At 59.6% G+C, this 22,516-nt stretch carries 23 protein-coding genes and 2 pseudogenes; 6 read left to right on the forward strand and 19 right to left on the reverse strand.

The annotated features are described in order from the left end of the window. Nucleotides 1-131 precede the first annotated feature (131 nt). Complete coding sequence (locus LZG00_20625) at nt 132-404, forward strand: hypothetical protein (GenBank protein ID MCF3596397.1); 273 nt, start codon at nt 132-134, stop codon at nt 402-404. A gap of 47 nt (nt 405-451) precedes the next feature. On the opposite strand, the gene LZG00_20630 is transcribed toward LZG00_20625, so the two are convergent. The 3 genes and pseudogenes from LZG00_20630 to LZG00_20640 form a co-directional block, all read right to left on the reverse strand. After that, on the reverse strand, nt 452-1,117 hold the full coding sequence (locus LZG00_20630; GenBank protein ID MCF3596398.1) for a L,D-transpeptidase: 666 nt from the start codon (nt 1,115-1,117) through the stop codon (nt 452-454). Between the two features lie 193 nt (nt 1,118-1,310). Further along, nucleotides 1,311-2,033: a cytochrome C biogenesis protein CcdA gene (locus LZG00_20635; GenBank protein ID MCF3596399.1), complete on the reverse strand. Its 723-nt coding sequence runs from the start codon at nt 2,031-2,033 to the stop codon at nt 1,311-1,313. Further along, nucleotides 2,021-2,140, reverse strand: a pseudogene (locus tag LZG00_20640) (IS5/IS1182 family transposase). Before LZG00_20640 ends, LZG00_20635 begins: the two are co-directional and overlap by 13 nt. A 109-nt stretch (nt 2,141-2,249) precedes the next feature. On the opposite strand from LZG00_20640, the gene LZG00_20645 reads away from it, so the two are divergent. Beyond that, the gene (locus LZG00_20645) at nt 2,250-2,894 is read left to right on the forward strand and encodes a hypothetical protein (GenBank protein ID MCF3596400.1); all 645 of its coding nucleotides are present in this window, start codon (nt 2,250-2,252) and stop codon (nt 2,892-2,894) included. Nucleotides 2,895-2,901: 7 nt separating this feature from the next. On the opposite strand, the gene LZG00_20650 is transcribed toward LZG00_20645, so the two are convergent. The 5 genes from LZG00_20650 to LZG00_20670 form a co-directional block, all read right to left on the reverse strand. Beyond that, nucleotides 2,902-4,239 (reverse strand): APC family permease, encoded by a 1,338-nt coding sequence (locus LZG00_20650; GenBank protein ID MCF3596401.1) that lies wholly within the window; start codon nt 4,237-4,239, stop codon nt 2,902-2,904. A gap of 48 nt (nt 4,240-4,287) precedes the next feature. Continuing rightward, entirely contained in the window at nt 4,288-6,336 is a 2,049-nt protein-coding gene (locus LZG00_20655; protein ID MCF3596402.1) for a copper-translocating P-type ATPase, read from the reverse strand. Nucleotides 6,337-6,711: 375 nt separating this feature from the next. Beyond that, nucleotides 6,712-7,632 (reverse strand): prolipoprotein diacylglyceryl transferase, encoded by a 921-nt coding sequence (gene lgt / locus LZG00_20660; GenBank protein ID MCF3596403.1) that lies wholly within the window; start codon nt 7,630-7,632, stop codon nt 6,712-6,714. Between the two features lie 105 nt (nt 7,633-7,737). Beyond that, nucleotides 7,738-8,124 (reverse strand): DUF302 domain-containing protein, encoded by a 387-nt coding sequence (locus LZG00_20665; protein MCF3596404.1) that lies wholly within the window; start codon nt 8,122-8,124, stop codon nt 7,738-7,740. A gap of 140 nt (nt 8,125-8,264) precedes the next feature. Further along, a complete protein-coding gene (locus LZG00_20670; GenBank protein ID MCF3596405.1) occupies nt 8,265-8,873 on the reverse strand; it encodes a calcium-binding protein in 609 nt (202 codons plus the stop codon). 397 nt (nt 8,874-9,270) lie between these two features. On the opposite strand from LZG00_20670, the gene LZG00_20675 reads away from it, so the two are divergent. Next, nucleotides 9,271-9,828 carry a hypothetical protein gene (locus LZG00_20675; protein ID MCF3596406.1) on the forward strand — a complete coding sequence of 186 codons (558 nt, stop codon included), beginning with the start codon at nt 9,271-9,273 and terminating at the stop codon, nt 9,826-9,828. 76 nt (nt 9,829-9,904) lie between these two features. Here the strand turns inward: LZG00_20675 and LZG00_20680 are convergent, their stop codons facing one another. The 4 genes and pseudogenes from LZG00_20680 to LZG00_20695 form a co-directional block, all read right to left on the reverse strand. Beyond that, a complete protein-coding gene (locus tag LZG00_20680) occupies nt 9,905-10,570 on the reverse strand; it encodes a L,D-transpeptidase (GenBank protein ID MCF3596407.1) in 666 nt (221 codons plus the stop codon). 42 nt (nt 10,571-10,612) lie between these two features. After that, nucleotides 10,613-11,098, reverse strand: a complete 486-nt coding sequence (locus LZG00_20685) for a disulfide bond formation protein B (GenBank protein ID MCF3596408.1) — start codon at nt 11,096-11,098, stop codon at nt 10,613-10,615. A 140-nt stretch (nt 11,099-11,238) separates the two neighbouring features. Next, entirely contained in the window at nt 11,239-12,501 is a 1,263-nt protein-coding gene (locus tag LZG00_20690; protein ID MCF3596409.1) for a multicopper oxidase family protein, read from the reverse strand. Between the two features lie 209 nt (nt 12,502-12,710). Continuing rightward, a pseudogene (locus LZG00_20695) lies at nt 12,711-13,007 on the reverse strand (L,D-transpeptidase). A 380-nt stretch (nt 13,008-13,387) separates the two neighbouring features. Here LZG00_20695 and LZG00_20700 point away from each other — a divergent pair. Together LZG00_20700 and LZG00_20705 are read left to right on the forward strand one after the other, a co-directional pair. Next, on the forward strand, nt 13,388-14,224 hold the full coding sequence (locus LZG00_20700) for a DUF305 domain-containing protein (protein MCF3596410.1): 837 nt from the start codon (nt 13,388-13,390) through the stop codon (nt 14,222-14,224). A 12-nt stretch (nt 14,225-14,236) separates the two neighbouring features. Further along, complete coding sequence (locus LZG00_20705) at nt 14,237-15,001, forward strand: glutaredoxin (GenBank protein MCF3596411.1); 765 nt, start codon at nt 14,237-14,239, stop codon at nt 14,999-15,001. A 21-nt stretch (nt 15,002-15,022) separates the two neighbouring features. Here LZG00_20705 and cueR read toward each other — a convergent pair whose 3' ends face one another. Beyond that, nucleotides 15,023-15,421 carry a Cu(I)-responsive transcriptional regulator gene (gene cueR, locus LZG00_20710; protein ID MCF3596412.1) on the reverse strand — a complete coding sequence of 133 codons (399 nt, stop codon included), beginning with the start codon at nt 15,419-15,421 and terminating at the stop codon, nt 15,023-15,025. A 12-nt stretch (nt 15,422-15,433) separates the two neighbouring features. Continuing rightward, nucleotides 15,434-17,944 carry a heavy metal translocating P-type ATPase gene (locus tag LZG00_20715; protein ID MCF3596413.1) on the reverse strand — a complete coding sequence of 837 codons (2,511 nt, stop codon included), beginning with the start codon at nt 17,942-17,944 and terminating at the stop codon, nt 15,434-15,436. Between the two features lie 152 nt (nt 17,945-18,096). Between LZG00_20715 and LZG00_20720 the strand changes: the two genes are divergently transcribed. Beyond that, a complete protein-coding gene (locus LZG00_20720) occupies nt 18,097-18,297 on the forward strand; it encodes a heavy-metal-associated domain-containing protein (GenBank protein MCF3596414.1) in 201 nt (66 codons plus the stop codon). 42 nt (nt 18,298-18,339) lie between these two features. On the opposite strand, the gene LZG00_20725 is transcribed toward LZG00_20720, so the two are convergent. Genes LZG00_20725 through LZG00_20745 form a run of 5 tightly spaced genes read right to left on the reverse strand, consistent with a single transcriptional unit; the run spans nt 18,340 to nt 22,482 of the window. After that, complete coding sequence (locus tag LZG00_20725) at nt 18,340-19,071, reverse strand: DsbA family protein (protein ID MCF3596415.1); 732 nt, start codon at nt 19,069-19,071, stop codon at nt 18,340-18,342. 1 nt (nt 19,072) lies between these two features. Beyond that, entirely contained in the window at nt 19,073-19,555 is a 483-nt protein-coding gene (locus LZG00_20730) for a cytochrome c (GenBank protein MCF3596416.1), read from the reverse strand. Beyond that, complete coding sequence (locus LZG00_20735; GenBank protein ID MCF3596417.1) at nt 19,552-20,946, reverse strand: multicopper oxidase family protein; 1,395 nt, start codon at nt 20,944-20,946, stop codon at nt 19,552-19,554. The genes LZG00_20730 and LZG00_20735 overlap by 4 nt, the downstream gene beginning before the upstream one ends. 43 nt (nt 20,947-20,989) lie before the next feature. Beyond that, nucleotides 20,990-21,907, reverse strand: coding sequence for a cytochrome c (locus LZG00_20740; protein ID MCF3596418.1), 918 nt, complete (start codon nt 21,905-21,907; stop codon nt 20,990-20,992). A gap of 2 nt (nt 21,908-21,909) precedes the next feature. Further along, nucleotides 21,910-22,482 carry a cytochrome c gene (locus tag LZG00_20745; GenBank protein MCF3596419.1) on the reverse strand — a complete coding sequence of 191 codons (573 nt, stop codon included), beginning with the start codon at nt 22,480-22,482 and terminating at the stop codon, nt 21,910-21,912. Nucleotides 22,483-22,516: the final 34 nt, after the last annotated feature.

The following is a 22,516-nucleotide window of genomic DNA, read 5'->3' on the forward strand; positions in this document are numbered from 1 at the left end:
AAGGGCAACAAGTGGATATTCGTCCAGCAAGAAAGGCGCCCTGCGGAGGCTTGAAGCTAGCCGCCCCCTTGAAACGACGCGGTTGGAGCAACGCTTGCCGGTACGAAGCGATCAGAATGAGTGAGGTAGACATGCAGAAACGAAACGCGCCGATTATCGCAGCGACATTGGTGCTTGCTGGCTGCGCGGTGCCAACGCTGGACGACGGCGGCGCTCGCAACGAAGTGGGAAGTGTTCCCGAGGCCGTCATTGCCCTTGCTGCGCCTGGTCAGGATCTCACCACGGCGCGGCTTCGTCCCGAGGATGGCTGTTATTGGTATGAACACAGCGGTCCGGTGGAAAACACCTTGGTTCCGCTACGCTCGGCAGGTGGCAACCCCATCTGCACTTCGCGCCAGTCCTGATCAGCCCATAGATGCGTCAAGCCCACGCGTAACACATGATGCGCCAGTCAACTTCTCGGGGTGACGCTGTCTTCCGCCGAGTACAGGAATGCCGTCGAGCCAATCTCGACGTTGGGATAGAGATCATTGATGTGTGCCATGACCATTCGGACGCAGCCGGAACTCGCACGGCCGCCAATGCTTCTTGGATACGGTGTCCCGTGAATCCTTAGATAGGTGTCTCGGTCGCCGACGAAGAGATAGAGGGCTCGCGATCCGAGCGCGTTTTCAGGTCCGGGTTCCATACCGTCAGCGATATCGGCGTAGAGCTCTGGGTCGCGGTCGATCATGTTTTGTGTCGGCTGCCAATGCGGCCACCTGACCTTGCGCTTGATCGTATAGGTGCCCGGTTCGTAAAGTTTACCGCGCGCGATCGCCACGCCATAGCGCATCGCCGTGCCGCCTTCTTCGATGTGGTAGAGATAGCGCGCAACAGCATCGACATGGATATCACCGGGTACAAGTCCGTCCTTCGCGAGGACCCGCTGTGGCAGGAAGCGAGGGTGAAGGCCCCAAGGGTTGGACGTGGCCGGGTCGTAGCCGGGAGGTGTAACCTGTGCGTCCCAAGCTGCCTTCTGCGCATCGGTAGGCCACGTGTCTGCAAGGAGCGGGCTGGATATCGATGCCGAAAACAGCGCGGTGGTCGTCTGGATGAAATGTCGTCTTGTCAGCATATAGATTGCTCCGTTCACGCATTGGACGGCAAACCGAACCTTACCCCGAACGCAGTGTTGTTCGCCCGGGAAGGAGTGAGGCGTTATTGGCAACTTGCTCCATGGTGCCGTTCTTTGTCGGTGGCTTAACTCCTAAAGCTACTAGAGGTTCAAGAAAATTTTCTGTTATCAATAGACGCTGCTACTAATGGAGCTATCCGATCCGTCCCAGAACCGGAAATACGTCGAGCATCCAGTATGACAGCGCGCTCAACTGCCCTGTCATCATCGCCAGCCCCATCAAGATCATCACTATGCCCGCAAGCTGGTGGAGGCGGCGGCCAACCCGGCCGATGGCCCGCAACCGTCCCGCGATCTGGTCGGTGAATCCGGCCACGATCAGAAACGGTATTCCAAGGCCGGCGGAATAGACGGCAAGCAGCATGATACCTTCGCCCATCGTGGCACTCGCCGCACTGGCTGTCAGGATCGCGCCGAGGATCGGGCCGATGCACGGAGTCCAGCCGAAACCGAAGGCAAGACCGAGGACATAGGACGCAGCGGGTTGGCCCCCGGGGATGTTGAGATTGAATCGGAAGTCGCGTTCCATGACCGAAACACGCGCGGCTCCTATCATGAAGAGCCCGAAGAAAATGATGATGCCGCCCCCAACGAGGTTGAGTTCATACCGCCACCGAAGCAGGGCCTGACCCATTGCAGTCGCGGATGCGCCAAGTCCCATGAAGATGGTGGAGAAGCCGAGGACAAAACACAGGCTTAGCCAGACCGCGCGCGACGGCGAAGCGCCGACCACCCCGCCCTCAGCGGCTGTGCGCCCGGTTACGTAGGAGACATAACCTGGCACAAGAGGTAGCACGCAGGGGGACAGAAATGATATCGTGCCGGCTAGGAGGGCGGCGGTGAGGGCGCGCGCCAAGTGATGTCTTCGTCGACCCAGATCAGCAGGGACCCCCGCTTGCGCAGCGATGCGTTGTAGCTGGACCAGTTGGTCGTACGATAGCGGGCGGGAGATGGGTTGCTCATGGAATGCGGCTAACAGCATGGGTTCGCGAAGGGAATCCTGAGGCGTCAGACTTGTGCAACAACGCCCCGTATCATCGACCTAGTGGTGCCCACATGGCAGGCTATTTCAATGGATAGATTTTTCTCTATCAGTATGCCCGCGGCTCAGTTTGTTAGAAATGTCCTGCTGTTCAGTTTCGCTGCATTACTGCCGGTCCTGTTGTTCTATGTTTTACTGGCTCCGGGCTTTGCTCCGGCTCTTGCTGCCGGCGGACCAGCACTCATGCGCTTTCTAAGGCAGGTTGCGACCAACGGTTTGCCCGTGGTTTTTGCCGTCAACTACGTCAGTTTTTTCCTTTTCGCCATGACAAAGCAACCAAAGGCGGGCTCAAGAGACACGGCGTTTTTCGTGCTGGTCGATGTCTTGCTCAGAGCCCTTCTCTTTCCAGGTCTCCACGTGCTGATATACGTTCTATCTGCCGACTGGTTCGGGTCATTCGGCGGCAATCGTTCAACCGCTTTGGCGGTTGTATCCCCGACTCTTGCGCGTTCGGCGTTTTTCGAGAACATCTCCGGCGTTTACCTCTATGCGACTATGATAAGCGCGTTGCCGCTCTACGTCTCGGCTTTCGGGCGGTCGGAATTTCTTGGACCGGTTGTACGTCGCTTGCCCATGAACACGGGCGTGATGCTGCTTGCCCTGGCTGCGTTTGCCTTGTCGGTCGGGCTGATCACGATCGGCGCACAAGGCATCGCATCTCTTCAGGCCAGGTGATGGCAGGCTAATCACCGTGGGCGTGGGCGGGGGCGGGGGCGACTTGCGGTGCCACCCATTGCGACAAGTAAACGCGCTCGAAGGCGAACACAGCGATCATCCCGACAGCGGCGTAGAGAACGATCATCGGGTCGCTTTGAAGCTTCATCACGGTGAAAGCTGCCAGTACTATCGCATCGAGCGCCAGGGCAGTCAAAAGCACGATACCGAAGGCGCCGACGTCTGCTCGACGATAGCGGAACACGCCCCAATGTATGATCATGTCCATGACGAGGTAAAAGAAAGCACCGAGGGATGCGATCCGGCCTAAATCAAAGAGCACGGCCAACGTCGCGGCGATGACGACAGTATAGACCAGGGTGTGGCGTTGGATGGGACCTGGCATACCGAAGTGGCTGTGCGGGATCATTTCCATGTCGGTCAGCATCGCCAGCATACGCGACACCGCGAAGACGCTGGCCAGAACGCCGGACGCCGTTGCGACAGCGGCCAGGATCACCGTGAGTATGAAGCCGGTTTGTCCAAGGGCGGGCTGCGCCGCTTGTGCCAGCGAATAGTCACGCGCTGAGATGATCTCCTCGATCGTGAGACTCGAACCGACCCCGTAGGCGACCAACAGGTAGACGACGACGCAGATTCCGATAGAGAACATGATCGCTCGGCCAACATTGCGATTTGGTTCAGTGATCTCGGCTCCGCTGTTGGTGATCGTGGTGAATCCCTTGAACGCAAGGATGGCCAGCGCCGTAGAGGCGATGAACCCCGTGAGCCCGTAGGATTGTGAGGTCTCGGACGCCGCGGCGAACGCAAAACCACTGGACCACAGGGCCGCGATGCCAAACAGAGCTATGCCTCCGATCTTGATCGCGGCCATGATCAACGAGAACAGCCCGACCGAGCGGTTTCCGGCCATGTTCACCAAAAAGGCGAAAACGATCACGGCCACAGCCAGAGCGGGGACCAATGGGCCACCTTCGATATCGAAAGGGCGCAGGACATAGGTGGCGAAGGTTCGCGCGACGAGGCTTTCCGCGATCACCATGCTGAGCGCCATCAGCAGTGCGGCCCCGCCCGCGATGGCTCCGGGGCCATAGCATTTCTGCAGGATCATGGCGATGCCACCCGAGGACGGCCATTTGTTCGACATCCTGATGTAGCTGTAGGCGCTGAAGCTTGTGACGACCGCGCCGGCGATGAATGCAAGCGGGAAAAGCGGGCCGGCGAGCTGCGCGATTTGCCCCGTCAACGCAAAGATTCCAGCGCCGATCATCACGCCTGTCCCCATCGCAACGGCTCCGCCCAGACTGATGGAATTTTCGCGGTACGTTTCTTTTTCGCTCTGCATAAATGGCCCCCTTTTAATTTTGGTTCATCCGAACGCTGTTGCGCGCTTCTAGATACGAACGCCGCGAAGGCGCAGCGAATTGAGCACCACCGAGATTGACGACGCGCTCATGGCGAAGGCAGCAAACATCGGACTGATGAGGATGCCAAAGAAGGGAAACAGAACTCCCGCCGCGACCGGCACGCCGGAGGCGTTGTAGATCAGCGCGAAGAACAGGTTCTGGCGGATGTTGCGCATCGTGGCCCGGGCGAGCCGCCGCGCACGCACGATACCATCAAGGTTGCCCTTGACCAGCGTGACGCCCGCGCTTTCGATGGCCACATCGGCGCCGGTGCCCATGGCGATGCCGACATCGGCCTGCGCGAGCGCGGGGGCGTCGTTGACGCCATCCCCGGCCATGGCGACCTTGTGGCCCGCCTCTTGCAACTCAAGGATGATCCGCGCCTTGTCCTCCGGCAGCACGTCGGCCCGGATCTCATCGATTCCGAGCCGCGTGCCGATGGCCTTGGCCGTGCGTTCGTTGTCGCCGGTCGCCATGATGACGCGGAACCCCAGTTCATGCAGATCCTCGATGGCTTCTGGCGTGGTCTCCTTCACTGGGTCGGCGACAGCAACTAGACCGGCGATCTCGCCATCCAGCACAACGAACATGACCGTCTCGCCTTCGTCGCGGCGGGCATTGGCCTTGGCGGTCAACGCGCCCGCCTCGAGCCCCAATTCGCGGATCATCGCCAAATTGCCGAGCGCGACCGCTTTGCCGTCAACGACCCCCTTGACGCCCTTGCCAGTGACCGCCTCGAAGTCCCGTGCCTCGTCCATTTTGACATCTCGCTCCTCCGCACCCCTGACGATCGCTTCGGCCAAGGGGTGCTCCGATCCGCGCTCAAGCGATGCGGCGAGACGCAAGACCTCGGCTTCGTCGTGGCCGGGTTGCGGGAGTACGTCGACAAGCCGCGGCTTGCCTTCGGTCAACGTGCCGGTCTTGTCGACGATCAGGGTATCGACTTTCTCGAACCGCTCCAGCGCCTCGGCGTTCTTGATCAGCACCCCTGCCTGAGCGCCCCGTCCTGTCGCTGTCATGATCGACATCGGTGTCGCCAGGCCAAGCGCACAAGGACAGGCGATGATCAGAACCGCCACCGCCGAAATCAATGCGTAGGAAAGCGCAGGCGCGGGCCCCCAGATCGCCCAGGCGATGAAGGACAGGACCGCGATACCGATGACGGCCGGAACGAAATATCCCGCCACCTTGTCGGCGTATTTCTGGATCGGGGCGCGCGAGCGCTGCGCGTTCGACACCATCTCGACAATTTGAGCCAGCATCGTGTCGGACCCGACACGCGTCGCCTCCATCACCAGACTGCCGGTGCCATTGATCGTCGCGCCGGTCAGCGGGTCGCCCTCGGTCTTCTCGACCGGCACGGGTTCACCGGAGATCATGCTTTCGTCGACCGAGGACCGGCCGTCCAGAACCACGCCATCGACCGGCACCTTGTCACCGGGCCGCACGCGCAGCCGGTCCCCGACTTGCACGTCCTCCAGCGGGATTTCCTCCTCGGATCCGTCGTCCCGGATGACCCGCGCGGTCTTTGCCGCCATGTCGAGAAGCGCGCGGATCGCCTTGCCGGTCCCCTCGCGGGCGCGTAGTTCCATCACCTGGCCGAGCAGCACCAGCGTCACGATCACCGCCGCCGCCTCGAAATAGACGCCGACATGGCCTTCGGAGTCTCGGAACCCATCAGGGAATATGTCCGGTGCGAGAACGGCAACGACGCTGAAGAGCCAGGCGGCAAGAACGCCCATGCCGATCAGGGAGAACATGTTGAGGTTCAATGTGCGGAACGAAATCCATCCGCGTTCCAGAAACGGCCAGCCGCACCACAAGACCACTGGCGTTGCCAGGATCAATTCGATCCATTGTGTGGTGCTTTCGCCAAAAAAAGTCCGGACTGCGGGGAAACCGACGAATGGCCCCATCGTGAGGACAAGGAGCGGGATCGTCAGGACTGTGCCGACCCAGAACCGCCGTGTGAAATCCACCAGTTCGGGATTTGGACCTTCATCGCCCGGCACACCGGATTCCAGTTCCAATCCCATACCACAGATCGGACACGCGCCCGGATCAGGCTGCCGCACCTGAGGGTGCATCGGGCAGGTGAAAATGGGACCATCATGTCCTGTAGGAACCAGATCATATCGGCCATCGGCCGGCGTGGCACCCGCGTGGTGTTCGTGATGATCATGTGCTGAATGGACCTCGAGCTCCGATTCCGGCACTAGGTGCATCCCGCATTTCGGACAATTGCCGGGCTCGTCCTGCCGCACCTCAGGGTGCATGGGGCAAACGAATACCGAAGAAGCTGCTGTGGTTTCAGAACTGTCGGGAGTGCTCATTTTGCGGTCCTTTCCGAGAATGCTTCTCTTGCCTAGGGCTTCCATCCGCGGGAGGGTCAAGAGAGATCAGTACGGCGATTACATTGCGGCTCTGCGGGGTGGCGCTGTCCGGCCCCGTTCCCGCCGGGCGAACACGATCAACGCCAGCCCGACCAGCGCCATTGGCATGGAGAGCAACTGGCCCATGGTCAAACCCCACTCACCAAAATGAAGCGCATGGCCGATCGGGTTGTCCGCCGTCACAAATTGTTGGTCCGGTTGCCGGAACATCTCGACGAAACTTCGGGCAAGACCATAGCCGGTCAGAAACACGCCAGCCAAGGCACCGGGCATTTTCAGCCAGCCCCGGCCCCAAGCGAGATAAATGAGCAGTATTCCAAGAATGAGCCCCTCCAATACCGCCTCGTACAGCTGGGACGGGTGTCGGGCGCAGAGGCCGCTAACCCCTGGGCAGGCCTGCGCGACTTCGCCGGGAAAGATCACCGCCCAGGGAACGTCCGTTGGACGCCCCCACAACTCATTGTTGGTGAAGTTCGCCAGCCTTCCAAGAAACAAGCCTGGTGGTGTTGCCAAAGCCAGCAAGTCGCCAGTGCTGAGCAATGACGCGTTCTGTCTAAGGCAGAACAGCAAGGCCGCGATGACAACTCCCGCGAACCCCCCGTGGAAAGACATGCCGCCTTGCCAGACCATCAGAATTTCCAAGGGATTGGCGAGATAATATGCGGGCTGGTAGAACAGTACAAAGCCCAGGCGACCACCAGCAATCACGCCGATGATGATCCACGTCAGAAGATCTTCGATCTGCGTTCGGTCAAGCGGCGGTCCAGCTGACGTCCAGAGCGCGGGACGGCTTATGGCACTCGAACAAATGCGCCAGCCAATCAGGATACCGAAGATATAGGCTAGCGCGTACCAGCGGAGTGCGAATGTGACCCCCCCGATGTCGAAGGAGAAGAGGTCGGTTCCAATATCCGGAAATGGCAATCCCGCTGGCAGCACTGGGTGAGTTCCTCATCAGGAATTTACGTGGGGATTAGATGGCATTGATCGAGCACCGCTAAAGGCGCTCGATCTGCGACAGGGCATCCAACGCCCATCCCGCCATCACGCGGTGTCGAGGGCGTCCCGAAGGAGATCGCGGACTTCGCCGGCGACCGCGTCCAGGTCTTGGTTCTGCACCGCCTGCATCGAAGCGACAGGATCGACCGCGCTGACCTCGGTGTCGCCGTCCAGTTGCCGCAGGATAACATTGCAGGGAAGCATCGCACCGATGCGAGGCTCGATCTCGATGGCTTTGTGCGCCATGCCCGGATTACAGGCCCCCAAGATGCGGTAAGGCGGCATGTCCGCATCAAGTTTCTTTTTCATCGTCGCTTTGACGTCAATCTCAGTCAGAACGCCGAAGCCCTTGTCTGCCAAAGCATCCCGAACACGCATCTCTGCGTCATCGATTTTGGTGTCTTTCAGGACGCGATCATAGGTATAGGCCATGGGAATTTTCCTTTCCGTGTCTCTATTTGTTGGCATACCGAGGCTAAACGGTTCAGGTCGCGGTTCGGTTCAATGTCCCGACCGCGAATGGTTTTGGGGTTGTGAGGACGGGTGCCGGAAAAAAACCGGCACCCATTGGCTCAGTTGTCCTGCATCATGGAGCCGTTGCCCATGCCCTGACCGTTGCCAGGCCGCGCAGGCGCATCTGCCATATTCGACCGCATCATCTGCATCCGCTCCATCCTATCGGCAGGAGCGGCCATCTCTTCCGGCGTCACCGCGCCGTCGCCATCGGCATCGAGGTGTTGGAAGCGATCCACCATCATTTCGCGGATCATCGCGCTGTGGAGAGCTTCAAATTCAGTAATCGAGAGGTTTCCATCCCCGTCGCTGTCAAACTCGGAAAGCTTGGCCTCCAGCTGCGTGCGCATTTCTTCCGGCGTCGTTGTGCCGTCTCCATCAGTGTCGAACATTTGCATCATGCCGCCAGCCATGCCTGGGCTCATCATACCACTGCCCATGCCTGCGCCCATCATGCCTGCGCCCATCATGTTTCCGTGCATGCGCTTCATCATGTCCATCATTCCGCCCATGTTCCCCATCATACCGGGACCACCGTTCTGCATCATGCCTGGTCCGCTCTGGGCGCCAAATTGTCCCCCACGCCCGTGGTTGGCGTCCGCGAATGCGGCACCGCCAAGGGCGGTTGCAGCCAGGGTCATTGCAGCGAGTAAAGTGTTGCGTTTCATTTCGATCACCTCGTGTCAGTGTTGCGATACCCAGCATATGGGGGGCACCTGCAGATGCGGAATGCCACGCGAGCCGGTGTTTTGTATCGCGAGGTCACAAAGGCGGGGTCTGTTACAAATTGCGACAAATCAATTCGGGGCGAACGCTCCTCTTCATCTGAAACATGCGATATCCAGAAAAAAAGGTGTCGAGGATCCGTATACCAACCGAAACCGAACCCATGTTTCGGTAGAGGTGAAATCCGGAAGAGTTGATGTCGAGATTGCTAGAGGCCCTGAATATCCCGAAAATTCAATCATTCAACTCATGGCAGGAGGCTGCAAGGTGCGCTTTTCCAATCGCATTTTCTCAGTTCTAACCGTGGTGATTTTGGCGGGGTGCGGTGCAGGAAACGACATGCGCCCTGATGCTTCAGCCGAAGTCATCAGTAGTGCATCCTACCGTCACGACGGACCGGCCGCGCTGACGCTGTACACCATGATCAGCAACAGATCCGGGGCGGGTGCGCATAGCAGCGTCATGATCAATGGGTCGCAGCGCGTTATCTTCGATCCGGCAGGAACGGTCCGGCTGAGCGCGGTACCGGAACGGGGAGATGTGCTTTATGGCATTACTCCACAAGTGGCCGATTTTTACGCACGGGCTCATGCACGGGAGACCTACCACGTCGTCATACAAGAGATCGATGTGTCCCCCGAAGTCGCGGAGCAGGCCTTGCGGCTTGCAATTGCCAGCGGCCCAGCCGCTTCCGGTTTTTGTAGTGCCAGTACCTCCGCGGTACTCAGACAATTACCAGGATTTGAATCCATCGGACGCACATTTTTTCCAAAGCGCCTGATGGCGGATTTTGGCAAGTTGCCGGGCGTGCGAACCACAAAGCTGTTCGAGAACGATGAGGACGACAAATCCGTAGCGATCGCACAGTTCGAAAGTTCACTTGCGACACAGCCGTGAGTGTTCGTCCAACAATTCATTGGAAGATGTCCCTGCACGACGCAGTCCTCGGCGTGTGAGCCAAAGATGCAATAGGTTAGCTTCGAGCGGTAACGCTGTCTTCGGCCGAGTAAAGAAACGCCGTCGATCCGACAGCGACATTCGGATAGAGATCATTGATGTGGGCCATCACCATGCGCACGCATCCCGAACTGGCCCGGCCGCCAATGCTGCGAGGGCTCGGCGTTCCGTGAATTCGAAGGTACGTATCCCGATCTCCGACGAATAGATACAAAGCCCTGCTGCCCAAGGCATTGTTGGAGCCGGGCTCCATACCGTCGGCAAACCGCTCGTAAGCCTCCGGATCGCGTTCGATCATCGACTGCGTTGGCGTCCAGTGCGGCCATTCGACCTTTCGGCGGATCGTATAGGTGCCGGGTTCATAGAGATCGCCCTTGGCAATCGCCACCCCGTATCGCATCGCGGTGCCACCCTCCTCGATATGGTACAGATAGCGCGCGATCGCATCGACGTGAATGTCACCCGGGCGCAAACCTTCATTCGCCAACACGCGTTGCGGCAGCAGCCTGGGATGCAGCCCCCATGGGTTGGTTGTTGCCGGGTCATAGTTGGCGGGCGTGACCTGCGCATCCCAAGCTGCTTTTTCGGCTGTTGTCGGCCAGGTCTTTGCGAACGCGGGTGAACTCAGAGACGCTGAAAACAGCGAACCGGAGAGTGCAAGAAAGTGTCGTCTTGTAACCATGAAACGAAGCCCTATGTTTGTTTACGATGAATGCGGGACGATTCAAGAAACGTCCGCGACCCCATGCCACCGAACCTTTTGATGTCTTGCGATCGCGACCAACCAGAGGCAAGCAAGGACACCGCTCAGGATCGCGTTCCAACTCGCCATGGACAACGTCAGAAATTCCCAGACAACCTCATCGCACAGAACAAGAGTGGACGCATTTGAACTGGCAGAGGGCAGCAATTCCGATACCGACATTTGGGAGACATCGAGGCCGGATCCCGTGCAAGAAGTCGGTCCCTCCCACCAGCCGCGCTCGACACCGGTATGAAACACTCCCAACGCGGATGTGCTGAGTGCCGACAGGGCACCGATTATCAGGATTGGCAAAATCGGCAGAGCAAAGAGCAACATAGCGCCCGTTCCAATGGCGATTGCGTGTGGGTAGCGTTGCCAGATGCACATTGCGCACGGCGCGTAGCCAAGAGCCTGGAAAACGAAGGCCCCTAACAGCAAGGCGGCTGATCCTGCCGCCGCAGTCATGCCGAGAGATTTTGGTGTCAGGGTCAATGAACGCTCCCGTTGGCAATCGATGGACCTGTTTCTCGCTTGTCAGGTTACGTAAACGGCAGAAGGGCTGTTATCATTCAGAGATTTGTAACGGTATGTATCCGTCGCGACCCTCAGCCGACTCTGATCCACGTTGCCATACCGTCGGCTTGATGGCTCAACATGTGGCAATGAAGCATCCAGGATCCCGGATTGTCCAGGACGACGAGAATATCCCGCGTCTCGCCGGTATCCAGATAGGTCGAGTCCCGGTATGGACCGGCTTCACCCGCCGCATCGAGTTCCCAGAAATGGTGGCCATGCAGATGCATGACGTGTGGAAATCCGGTTTCGTTGCGGATCGAAATGCGCGCGGTCGTCCCCTGCGCGACAGATAGGAAAGGGGTTCGAGGCAGGCCCGATACGTCATTGAGCGCCCACGTCCCTGTGCCGTTGTGGGACGCGCTTCCCGCACCTCCCTGAAGCACCAGCTCCGCGGTTTGGCCGGGGTCTTGCGGGGCGGGCATTCGGTTGGCGGGCAACGCGGTGATGGGCGCTTTCGCAGGCTCACGAGAGCCGGAAACAGCGATTTCGCCAAGGCTCAACGTCCGCTCTCCAAAGCTGTCGTCAAATCTAATAGGCCCGGTCGCATCACCAATCACATCGCATCTTTGCCCCGGAGCTAGGAGGATGGGTTCGAGTGTCTGTGGCTGCGCCAGGGGCATACCATCCAGTGCAACGATCTTGCCTGCCAGACCGTCCAGCCCGACACGGTAAACCCTGTCGATAGAGGGATTTATCAGGCGCAAGCGCAGGCGGTCGCCTTGTCTCACATTCTTGCTGGTTCCATTGGAAACAAGCGCCGTGACCGTATTGCCGATACGGCCCTCGGTCGCGAAATGAGCCGGGTTGAACCCTTCGTCGTACTGTCCGGACTGATCCAACAAGACATCGAAGAACTGAACAACGATGTCATGGTCGACAGCCGGCGCATTTTGCTCCTCGACGATGAAGGCGCCGAAAAGACCGCGGCTGACCTGATCGTAAGACAGGTAATGCGAGTGATACCAATACGTGCCGGCATCCGGGACGCCGAATTGATAACGATACGAGTCGCCCGGAATGACCACATCCTGAGTGAGGACGTTGACACCATCCATCCGATTTGGAACCCGCAACCCATGCCAGTGAACGAGAGCGCCCTCCTCCAATCGGTTATCGAGGGTGATGCGGGCGGTTTGTCCTTGTCGCATTCTGACTTCTGGGCCCGGCAGACCACCGTTGAAGCCCAACATCGACACGTCGTACCCAGCAAGGTGCGCCTTGATCGATTGGGGCGCGAGGATCAACTCGTGTGTCGCTGCTGGCAAGCGGGTACCAGCCAGCGCAACGGTCATCCCGCCAAGGAAAGACCTCCGGCTCAAAGACAATTCCGTCACCTCATGAATGATAGACTGGCTTTCGCCAACTGCCGCACTTGTGCCATTTCCGGAAGAGGAACTTCAAGGCGACAGAACACTCCTCACGCCGTTGTCACTTTGGGATACAGGAAGACGCGGGCGCCGATTTCAACGCGTTCGTACAGATCCTTCACATGTTCATTCGTCAACCGCGCGCATCCATTCGACACGGCAGACCCAATTGTCTCCGGGGCGTTCGTTCCATGAATGCGAAGATAGGTATCGCGTCCCTCGGCATCGTAGAGATAGAGCGCGCGGGCCCCGAGCGGGTTGTTTGGCCCGCCTTTCAGTCCATCCTTGTACTTTGCGTATTTGCGTGGCTCGCGCCGGATCATGGCGTTCGTTGGCCGCCACCATGGCCATTTGGCCTTGCGCGCTACCGTGAACTCTCCGGGTTCGTACAAACCTTTGCGCCCTACCCCGACCCCGTAGCGGATCGCCATCCCGTCCTCGAGCATGAAATAAAGGAAAAAATCGTCGGGAACGACGTGGACATCGCCTTTAACCCAGTCACCACGACGGGTGTTTACCAATTGTGGTTCAAACCGTTCGGGCAATTTGACTTTGTGGGCCCAGGCAGTTGTGGGCAGAAAGCAACCCATCGCTCCGGCACAAATCAATTCTCGTCTCGTGAAATTCTGCATGGCGCGATCTCCTCGGACCCATGAAAATTCAGTGCGCGTCAGGGGCAAAGAAAAGAAGCCGTGAACCGGGGCAAACGACGCGCCTTTGTTGCCTTGAAACTACGAAAATTCGTGCTTTTGGAACTCTCCAGCGCTGGAATGTTGTTGTTTTACAGAGAACTGCAAGGAGGTGACTGGAAATGCACTACTCACGATTCTTTATGATGATCGGAACATCGACCGTGGTCATGTTCGTTCTGATGTACCTGAACACCTATCTTTGGGGCCATATCTTCTTTTCGGAGACACGCCTTTACATGGCCATCCTGATGGGGGCGACCATGGCCGTGATCATGTTGGCGTACATGTTGTCCATGTATCAGAACACCAAAGCCAACATCGCGATTTTCGTTGGCGCAATAGTCCTTTTCGCGGCGAGCCTCTGGCTGGTTCGCGGGCAATTCACGGTGCAGGACAGGTCCTACATGCGCGCCATGATCCCGCACCACTCGATCGCCATCATGACGTCGACTCGTGCCGAGATCACCGACCCGCGCGTCCGGGGGCTCGCAGACGACATTATCTATGCGCAGGACAAGGAAATCGCCGAAATGCGCTACCTTATTGCTGACATTGGAGCAAACGGCGAAGCATCGGCCACGCGAAGCGAAACGCCGGCGCAGGTTGTGGATGCGCAACAGGCGCTTCAAACGGAGGTCGTGTCGAAGGTCGATCCTGAGTTTCTGACGGAAGACGAAATCGCTGCGGTGTTCCCGAATGGCGGAAATTGCCGCTTTGCTTACACCTCGGACAGTCCGGCTGTACTGGTGACTGGTGAAACCGGCGAAGGGTCTGCAGCCGCAATGAAGATCAGCGGTGATCTGGTGCGCCTGAATGCGCAGGGCGAAAATGCATTTTCTGAAGGCCCGCTGTCGGCCGAGATCGCAGAGACGAACGGTGACCTGACCGATCTGATCGTCAGCGCGGGAACCGACTACGAAGCCGGGTTCCGTGGTCAACTTACGTGCAGCGGATAAGGAGGAAAGGACATGCCCCGCGACACAGACAGCAAATCCGCGCAGCTTTATCGCATGGTCATGCCGGGCCATGTCTGCCCCTACGGTCTGAAATCGAAAGACCTGCTGGAGCGGCAAGGCTTCGAGGTGGAAGACCATCCGCTTGACACCCGTGAAGACACCGATGCTTTCATGGAGAAGCACGGGGTCGAGACGACGCCGCAGACTTTCATCGGGGACGAACGGATCGGCGGTTACGATGATCTCAGGGTGTTTTTCGACATTGACCCACCCGAGGAAGAGCAAAGCGACACGACCTACCAGCCGGTCATCGCGATCTTTTCTGTCGCCGCGCTGTTGGCATTGGGCCTGTCTTGGCACCAGTACGGGTCGGTCCTTACCTTGCGGGGGTTCGAATGGTTCATTTCGCTGTCCATGACCATTCTCGCGATCCAGAAATTGCAGGATGTCGAAGGGTTTTCGACGATGTTCCTCAACTACGATCTGCTGGCGCGCAAATGGGTGCGATACGGCAAGGTCTACCCGTTCGGCGAAGCGTTGGCAGGTATCCTGATGACTGCCGGCGCGCTGCTGTGGCTCTCGGCTCCGGTTGCCTTGTTTATCGGCACGGTAGGCGCTGTCAGCGTGTTCAAGGCTGTTTATATCGACAAGAGAGAGCTGAAATGCGCCTGCGTCGGCGGTGACAGTTCCGTCCCGCTGGGGTTCATTTCGCTGACGGAAAACCTGATGATGATCTTCATGGGTATCTGGATGCCGGTCCGCGCGATCTGGTTCTGAGGTACAGCCCCTTCTTGCCTGTCACTTGGCCAACCGCTCCGGCGACAGATCCTCGATGATGGGGCAGTCGGGCCGGTGATCCCCGGCACATTTTTCCACCAGTTCGGCGAGCGTCGCGCGCATGGATTGCAGTTTCGCGATCTTTTCCTCGATCTGGCGCAGATGGTCTTCCGCAACCGCCTTCACTTGCATGCTTTCGCGGTTTTCATCCTCGTAGAGCGACAGGAGCGTCCTGCAATCTTCGATGGTGAACCCCAAGGCCCGTGCGCGACCGAGAAACGCCAGCTTGTGAACGTGGTTCTCGGTGAACGCGCGATAGCCGTTCTCGCTACGGTTCGGGCGGATCAGACCGATGTCCTCGTAGTAGCGGATCGTCTTGGCGGGCACACCCGATTGTCGGGCAACGTCTCCGATGTTCATGTCGGACCTCCGTTATTCTGCTGGAGCAGGAGTGGCGGCTGCCATCTCTGCCGGGATTGCGCGCTGCTCGTCCATCGCAGGCGCGATGCGCCGCAGCCGCAGGGCATTGGTCAGGACAAACACCGAGGACAACGCCATCGCACCCGCCGCAAGGATTGGTGACAGGAGCAACCCAAAGGCCGGATAGAGCACCCCGGCAGCGACCGGAATAAGTGCCACGTTGTAGGCAAAGGCCCAGAACAGGTTCTGCCGGATGTTGCGCATGGTCCGCCGCGATACTTCGAAGGCGTTCACCACGCCGCGCAAATCGCCCGACATCAGGACGACATCCGCAGATTCGATGGCCACATCGGTGCCGGTTCCAATGGCGATGCCCACATCGGCATGCGCCAGCGCCGGGGCGTCATTGATCCCGTCGCCGACAAAGGCGATGCGCTTGTTCCCTTGGCGCAAACTGTCGAGCGCCGCAACCTTGCCGTCCGGCAGGACGCCGGCGATGACGTGGTCGATACCGGTTTCGCGGGCGATGGCTTCGGCGGTTTCGCGTTTGTCGCCGGTGATCATCGCAACCGCAAGACCCTTTTCGTGCAGCGCTGCGATGGCTGCGCGGCTTGCCGGTTTGACCGGATCGGCCACGCCGATCACGGCGGCGACACGCCCATCTATGGCAGCGTAAAGCGCCGTGCGACCCTTGCTTGCGATCTTCGTTTCCTCTGGAGACAATGCCGAGACGTCAATGCCTTCGCGCGCCATGTAGCGGTCGGCCCCAACCAACACCTCCACGTCTTCGACCACGGCGCGCACGCCGTAACCTGTGACCGATTGAAAGCCTTCGGCCGCCACAAGAGGTGCGCCCTCGGCCCGCGCGGCCCGCACGATGGCGTCCGCGACAGGATGCTCGGAGAGCGACTCTACGGCGGCCATCTTCGAAAGCGTTGTTGTACGATCGAACCCTTCCGCCAGCACAAGGTCAGTCAGTGCGGGTCGCCCCTCGGTCACCGTGCCTGTTTTGTCGAGGGCGACCACATCAACGGAATCGAGCTGCTGCAAGGCGTCACCTTTACGGAACAGGACACCCATTTCCGCAGCACGTCCCGTCCCGACCATGATCGAGGTCGGCGTCGCAAGCCCCATCGCGCAGGGGCACGCGATGATGAGCACCGACACACCGGCGACCAGCGCCATCGTCAGGGCCGGATCAGGCCCGAAAAACAGCCAGACCAGCACGGTCGCCGCCGCGATCGCCATCACGGCAGGCACGAACCACAAGGTGATCCGGTCGACCAATCCCTGGATCGGCAGTTTGGCGCCCTGGGCCTCTTCGACCATGCGAATAATCTGCGCCAGGGTCGTGTCGGCGCCGACCCGCGTGGCGAGGAACTGCAGGCTTCCGGCGCCGTTGACCGTCCCGCCGGTCACCGTATCTCCGGCACCTTTTTCAGCGGGGATCGGCTCGCCTGTCAGCATGCTTTCGTCGACGCGGCTGGTCCCCTCGATGACCTCGCCATCGACCGCGATGCGTTCACCAGGGCGCACGATGACGATGTCACCCTGAACCAGCGCATCGATCTCGATCTCGACGCTTTCTCCGTCCCGCATCACGCGTGCAGTCCGCGCCTGAAGCCCTAATAGCTTCTGGATGGCCGCGCCCGTTCTCCCCTTGGCGCGCGCTTCAAGAAACCGCCCCAGAAGGATCAGAACGACGATGACCGCTGCCGCCTCGAAATAGACGGTGCGCAGCGTGTCAGGCAGGACCGACGGTACGAATGTCGCAACCACGGAATAAAGGTAAGCCGCCCCGGTGCCGACCGCGACGAGGCTGTTCATGTCGGGGGCACCCCGGAACAAGGCCGGGAAACCCTTGGTGTAAAACGTCCGGCCTGGGCCGAAGAGAACGATTGTCGTCAGCACGAACTGAAGAAGCCAACTCGTCTGCTGGCCAATCGTGGTCTCGATCAGCATATGAACGGCCGGAATGACGTGGCCACCCATTTCGATCAGGAAGACCGGCAAGGCGAGGATGGCCGCAAAGGTGACCCGTTTGGCAAGCGCCTGAGCCTCTTCCTCCTTGCGCGCAACTCTGTCGTCACCGGCCTGGGCCGTTGCCACGGTTGCTGGATACCCTGCCGCGCCGCTTGATTCGATCAGATCGGATGTCGTGACAAGACCTTCGACGTAAACGACCGTCGCCGTCTCTGAGGCGAGGTTGACGTTCACCTCGACCACCCCGGGCACCGCGGCAAGCGCCTTATCGACCCGCCCGACGCAAGAGGCACAGGACATCGCTGCAATCGTGAGTTCGGCCCTGGCCTTCCGCGCGGGGTAGCCCAGCTCGCGAAGGGATTCGATGATGTCGGGAATGCGCTTGAGCGCGTCCACGCTCATGCGAGCAGTTTCCGAGGCAAGGTTCACCGACACATCCTCTACGCCGTCGATTGCATTCAATGCGCGATCGACCCTGCCAACGCAGGACGCGCATGACATGCCTTCGATCGGCAGGCTGATCTGTTTGGGTTCGGGCATATGTGTCACCTGTTTTTCCATTCGAAGTGGAATATGAGGCTTCCAGTTACTGGAGGGTCAATGGGAGGGCGCCAAATAAATTTCTTCACTTGACCTTCCAGCGGGGGGAAGCCCCATGTCACCGATAGAAATCAGATCAAGGAGTGGTTCCGATGAAGTTCAGCGTTCCGGACATGAGCTGTGGGCATTGCACCGCAGCAATCGAAAGCGCGGTGAAGAGCGCAGATCCGAATGCAGGCGTGGAATGTGACCTTTCTGCCCGACAGGTGCATGTCGACAGCGTGTTACCAGCCGATCAGGTCCAAGCGATCATTCGGGATGCGGGCTACAACGTGGAACCTGCGGCCGCTTGATGCAGTGCCTGGACCACCCAAGGGTGGTCCGGGCACAGAATTTCAGTCTTCGACTTTGCGGGCTTCCTCGACCAAGTCGGCAAGCTGCGCCTTTTCGACGAAGCCCGGGACCAGCGCATCCCCGATCACGAAAGACGGCGTGCCGTTAAAGCCCAGAGCTTGGGTCAGTTGCATGGAGGTCGCAATGTGCTCTTCGACCTCGGGGGCCTCCATGTCCTTGCGCAACTGCGCGATATCCAGGCCGATCTCCTCGGCCACGCGCAGCACGGAGGCCTCTTCCGCGCGGCCTTCCAGCCCCATCATTGCCCAGTGAAACTCTTCGTATTTGTCCTGCTTGCGCGCTGCCAAGGCCGCTTTCGCGGCAAACACCGATCCGTCTCCGAGAATGGGCCATTCACGATAGACGAGGCGAATGTTGGGATCGTCTTCGATCAAAGCCCGCACCTCGGGTTTGACCCGCCGACAATAGGGACAGTTGTAGTCGAAAAATTCCACAACAGTGACGTCCCCTTCCAGGTTGCCGAGAACCGGCGCATTCGGATCGTTCTCGATCAGATCGCGCTGGTCATTCAGAACTTGGGCCTGACTGAGCTCCTGCGCTTGCGCCTGCCTTTGTTCGAGGATCGCCACGGCCTCCATGACAATCTCCGGGTTCTCGCGGATTGCCTCGAGCACAAGTTCCTTGACCCGGGACTCTGACAGTTCGTCCGCGAGTGCCGGTATCGGAAGCAAGGCAGCTATCGCGACCGTCGTGAAGGCTTGTCTGAAACGCATTTTAGTTCTCTCCCCGTTGTTCGTCGGCTTCTGTCCGCGCGGCCTGGACTTCGCGGATGCGGTCTGGCCAGGTGGACCGGATGAAGGCCAGGATGTTGTGAATTTGCTGGTCGGTCAGCACGTCTGCGAAACCGGGCATGCCACTGTCGAATTCGACGCCCTGACGCGCCAGAAGCGCCGCACCCCCCAGTTTTGTGTAATCGAAGAGCAGGCTGTCAGGATGATGCCAGGTGTGACCCGTCTCATCATGTGGTGGTGCTGGCAGGCGCCCATCCGCGCCGGGCGTTCGCCATTCCGGCTGGCCTTCCAGACCCGCGCCATGACAAGACGCACAGTTTTCTGCGTAGAGCAACGCGCCTTCTTCGATGTCGTAGCTCTCCGCCCTGGACGCGCTGCCGACATCCGAGGATGCACTGGTCGAGAGCCAATACGTGAAGGCGGCTGCTGCGACAGTGATCGGAAGGGACCAAACGAGATATCTCATGTGACCCGTATCCAGGTTGTCATGCCAGATGCGGCGTGGCTGAGCATGTGGCAATGGAACAGCCACTTGCCGGGATTGTCTGCCGTAAAGGCGATCTCCCGGGACTCGTTGCCGGCCAACAGGATCGTGTCCCGCATCGGCCCGAACGCGCCGTCGGGGCGCAGCTCGCGGAAATGCATCCCGTGCAGGTGCATCGCATGTGGGAAAACGGTCTGGTTCTCGATCTTCAGGCGCACCGGCTCGTTCAGGGATAGATCGGCCAGTGGCGTGTAGGTCATTTCGGCGACATCATTCAGGGCCCAGAATTTGCCCGCTTGGGCAAGCTGACGGAATCCAAGACGTTCCCCGCCAAGCAATGCGGACTGCATTCGCCCCATTGCCCCGCCGGACATGACCAGTCGCAAATCACGCGCATCGGCAAGGTCCGGGGCGTGTGCCGCGGGGTTCGGCGGCAACGGCAGTGGCTTGCCTCTTGGTACTGAACTGGCTGTGCCGTTGACCAGAAAACTCACCAACGGGGTCAGTTGATCATCATCGCCGATGCGAAGCAATTGGGCGGTGCCGCCTTCGCCTTCGGTCACATCCACAATTAAGTCGACGCGCTGTGCCGGGCCGAGGATCAACTCGCCGTCAACCGACTGGGGTTGGCCGGTTGGCATTCCATCCACGGCCACCGTCCAGCCACTGAATCCAGAGAGCCTCAGCGGGAAAATTCGAGCGCTTGCTGCGTTGATGATCCGCAAGCGAATGCGTTCGTTGCGCTTCGCGGGCAAGGTCAGGTCATAGCGCCCATTGGTCGTGATAAAGTTGCCGATGCGTCCACCGTGGCTCATCATCATAGGCTGTTCGAAATTGTCGAACAGCTGCCCGCTCTCAGGGTCGAGCAACCAGTCCTCCAGAACGATGACTTCCTCGCGGTCTATGTCCGGTCCATCGACCTCTTCGACGATCAAGGCACCGCGCAAACCACGCGCGACTTGCTCGTATGAGCGATTATGCGCGTGATACCAATAGGTGCCCGCGTCCGGTACGACGAAGTCGTAGTCAAAGGTTTCACCTGGTGCCACGGCTTTCTGGGTCAGTCCTGAAACGCCATCCATCGCGTTATCGATCCGGATTCCGTGCCAGTGAACCGAACTGGGATCGGGTACCTCGTTGCGGAACCTGCGACGCACCCGATCGCCTTGTGCAACCCGGATTTCCGGGGCCGGAACAAGACCGTCATAGCCCCAGATCTCTGTTTCCGGGTAGGTGTCCGGAAGAAGTTGTCGACGCGCAACCTTGGTAACCACGTCCTCGAACGGGGTTGCGGCATAAGCCGACCGCGGGATGGCGGCCGCACAGGCCGCCAGAGTTGCATTGCGCAAGAAATCCCTACGTGTTTGTTTCATTTCGATCCTCGAGAAAGCGGGGGCGTGTCGCCCCCGCGTGATGTTAGTTCGAAGCGGAGTTCTCCGCCTCGACCGTGTCCTTGTTCAGTAGGAAAAGCGCCATCGCTTCGCGATCGGCAGGTGTCAGAAACCGAGTTCCGTCGCGAACGACTTCCGCCATGCTGCCGCCGAACGCATCGCCCGAAGGGGTGATGCCGGTCTGGAGCGCATAAGCGAGGTTTGAAACCGTCCAGTCATTTTTGGCCAGGTCTTTTGGCCGTATCGCGGGTGCCTTGCTGCCACCGGGAAGCTGGGCGTTGCCTGCAAAGGAAGCACCGATATCGCGGCCTCCCGCAAGATTGCGCGGCGTATGGCAGGCTCCGCAATGTGCCGCACCGCGCACCAATTCCCGTCCGCGATTCCATGAGTCGCTTCGCCCTTCAACCGGTTCGGTATCCGGATCGTAGAAGAACGCCGCTCGCCAGAGCTTCAGCCCCCATCGTTGGTCGAATGGGAAGCTGACATCGTTTTCTGGTGCAGGCTTGTCCACGGGCTGCACGGTTTGAAACGCCGCCCAGAGGTCAGCGATATCCTGGTCAGAAAAATCCGCATAGAACGTATATGGGAAAGACGGATAGTAGGGCGTTCCATCGGGGCCGATACCCTGCCGCACGGCTTTTGCGAACTGTTCTGCCGTCCATTCGCCCATGCCATGTTCGGGGTCTGTCGTCAGGTTGGGCGGATAGAACGTTCCGAACGGGGTTTCGAGCGGCGCCCCTCCGGCAAGTGGCGCGCCGCCCGCTTCGAAATTGGTATGACAGGCAATGCACCCACTGGCGCGCGCCAGATACGCGCCCCGGTCGACATTGCCCGCTGATGCGATCGGCGCCACCGCACTGCCGACAGGCCATGCAATCACCGCGCCGAGGCCGGCCGCGCCCAGCACGGCGACCCCGCTGACCAGTGTCAAAAACCGTCGCATGGTCAGTCTTCTTCCGCCCGGAAGCGTTCATGGCACGCGGAACAGACCTGGGTCGTCATCGCGAATGCCGCGTCGGCGGGCATTTCGGCAATGGCGGCAGCATCCATCATGCCGCCTCCGCCCATCATCGTGCTCCCGCCCATCATGGACCCACCGCCCATCATCGAGGTGCCACCCATGGAGGTATTGCCGCCCATGCCGCCCAATCCATTGTCGGCTGCGCGTTCCAGGCCTTCGGAATATTCTTCCAGCTGACTCGCCAATGCTGCGAAGCGGTCCCAGTCGGTCCACACCTCGTCTTTGGCTTCCGAGGGCATGCCCCCTGTGCCCTCAGGGAACAGGTTCGTCATGCTCTCACCGGCGTGCTGCTGGAACAGGCGCGCGGCATCGCGCACTGTTTCTGCGTCATAGGCCGTTTCGCCCCTCATCATCGGGGCCACGGTCTTGACCGCCTTCCCCATTGCAAGCATGGCGTCCATGCGCTCTTTCACGATGCCGGTGGCACCGCTATGCGCGAATGCCGTGACCGCAGTACCTGCAATCAACACTGCCGCTACGATAGTCGTCTTTTTCATGTCTTCGATCCTTCTTTGGGTCTGCTTTTCGAGC

The sequence above is a fragment of the Rhodobacteraceae bacterium LMO-JJ12 genome (assembly GCA_021555075.1).
GTDB lineage: Bacteria > Pseudomonadota > Alphaproteobacteria > Rhodobacterales > Rhodobacteraceae > JAKGBX01.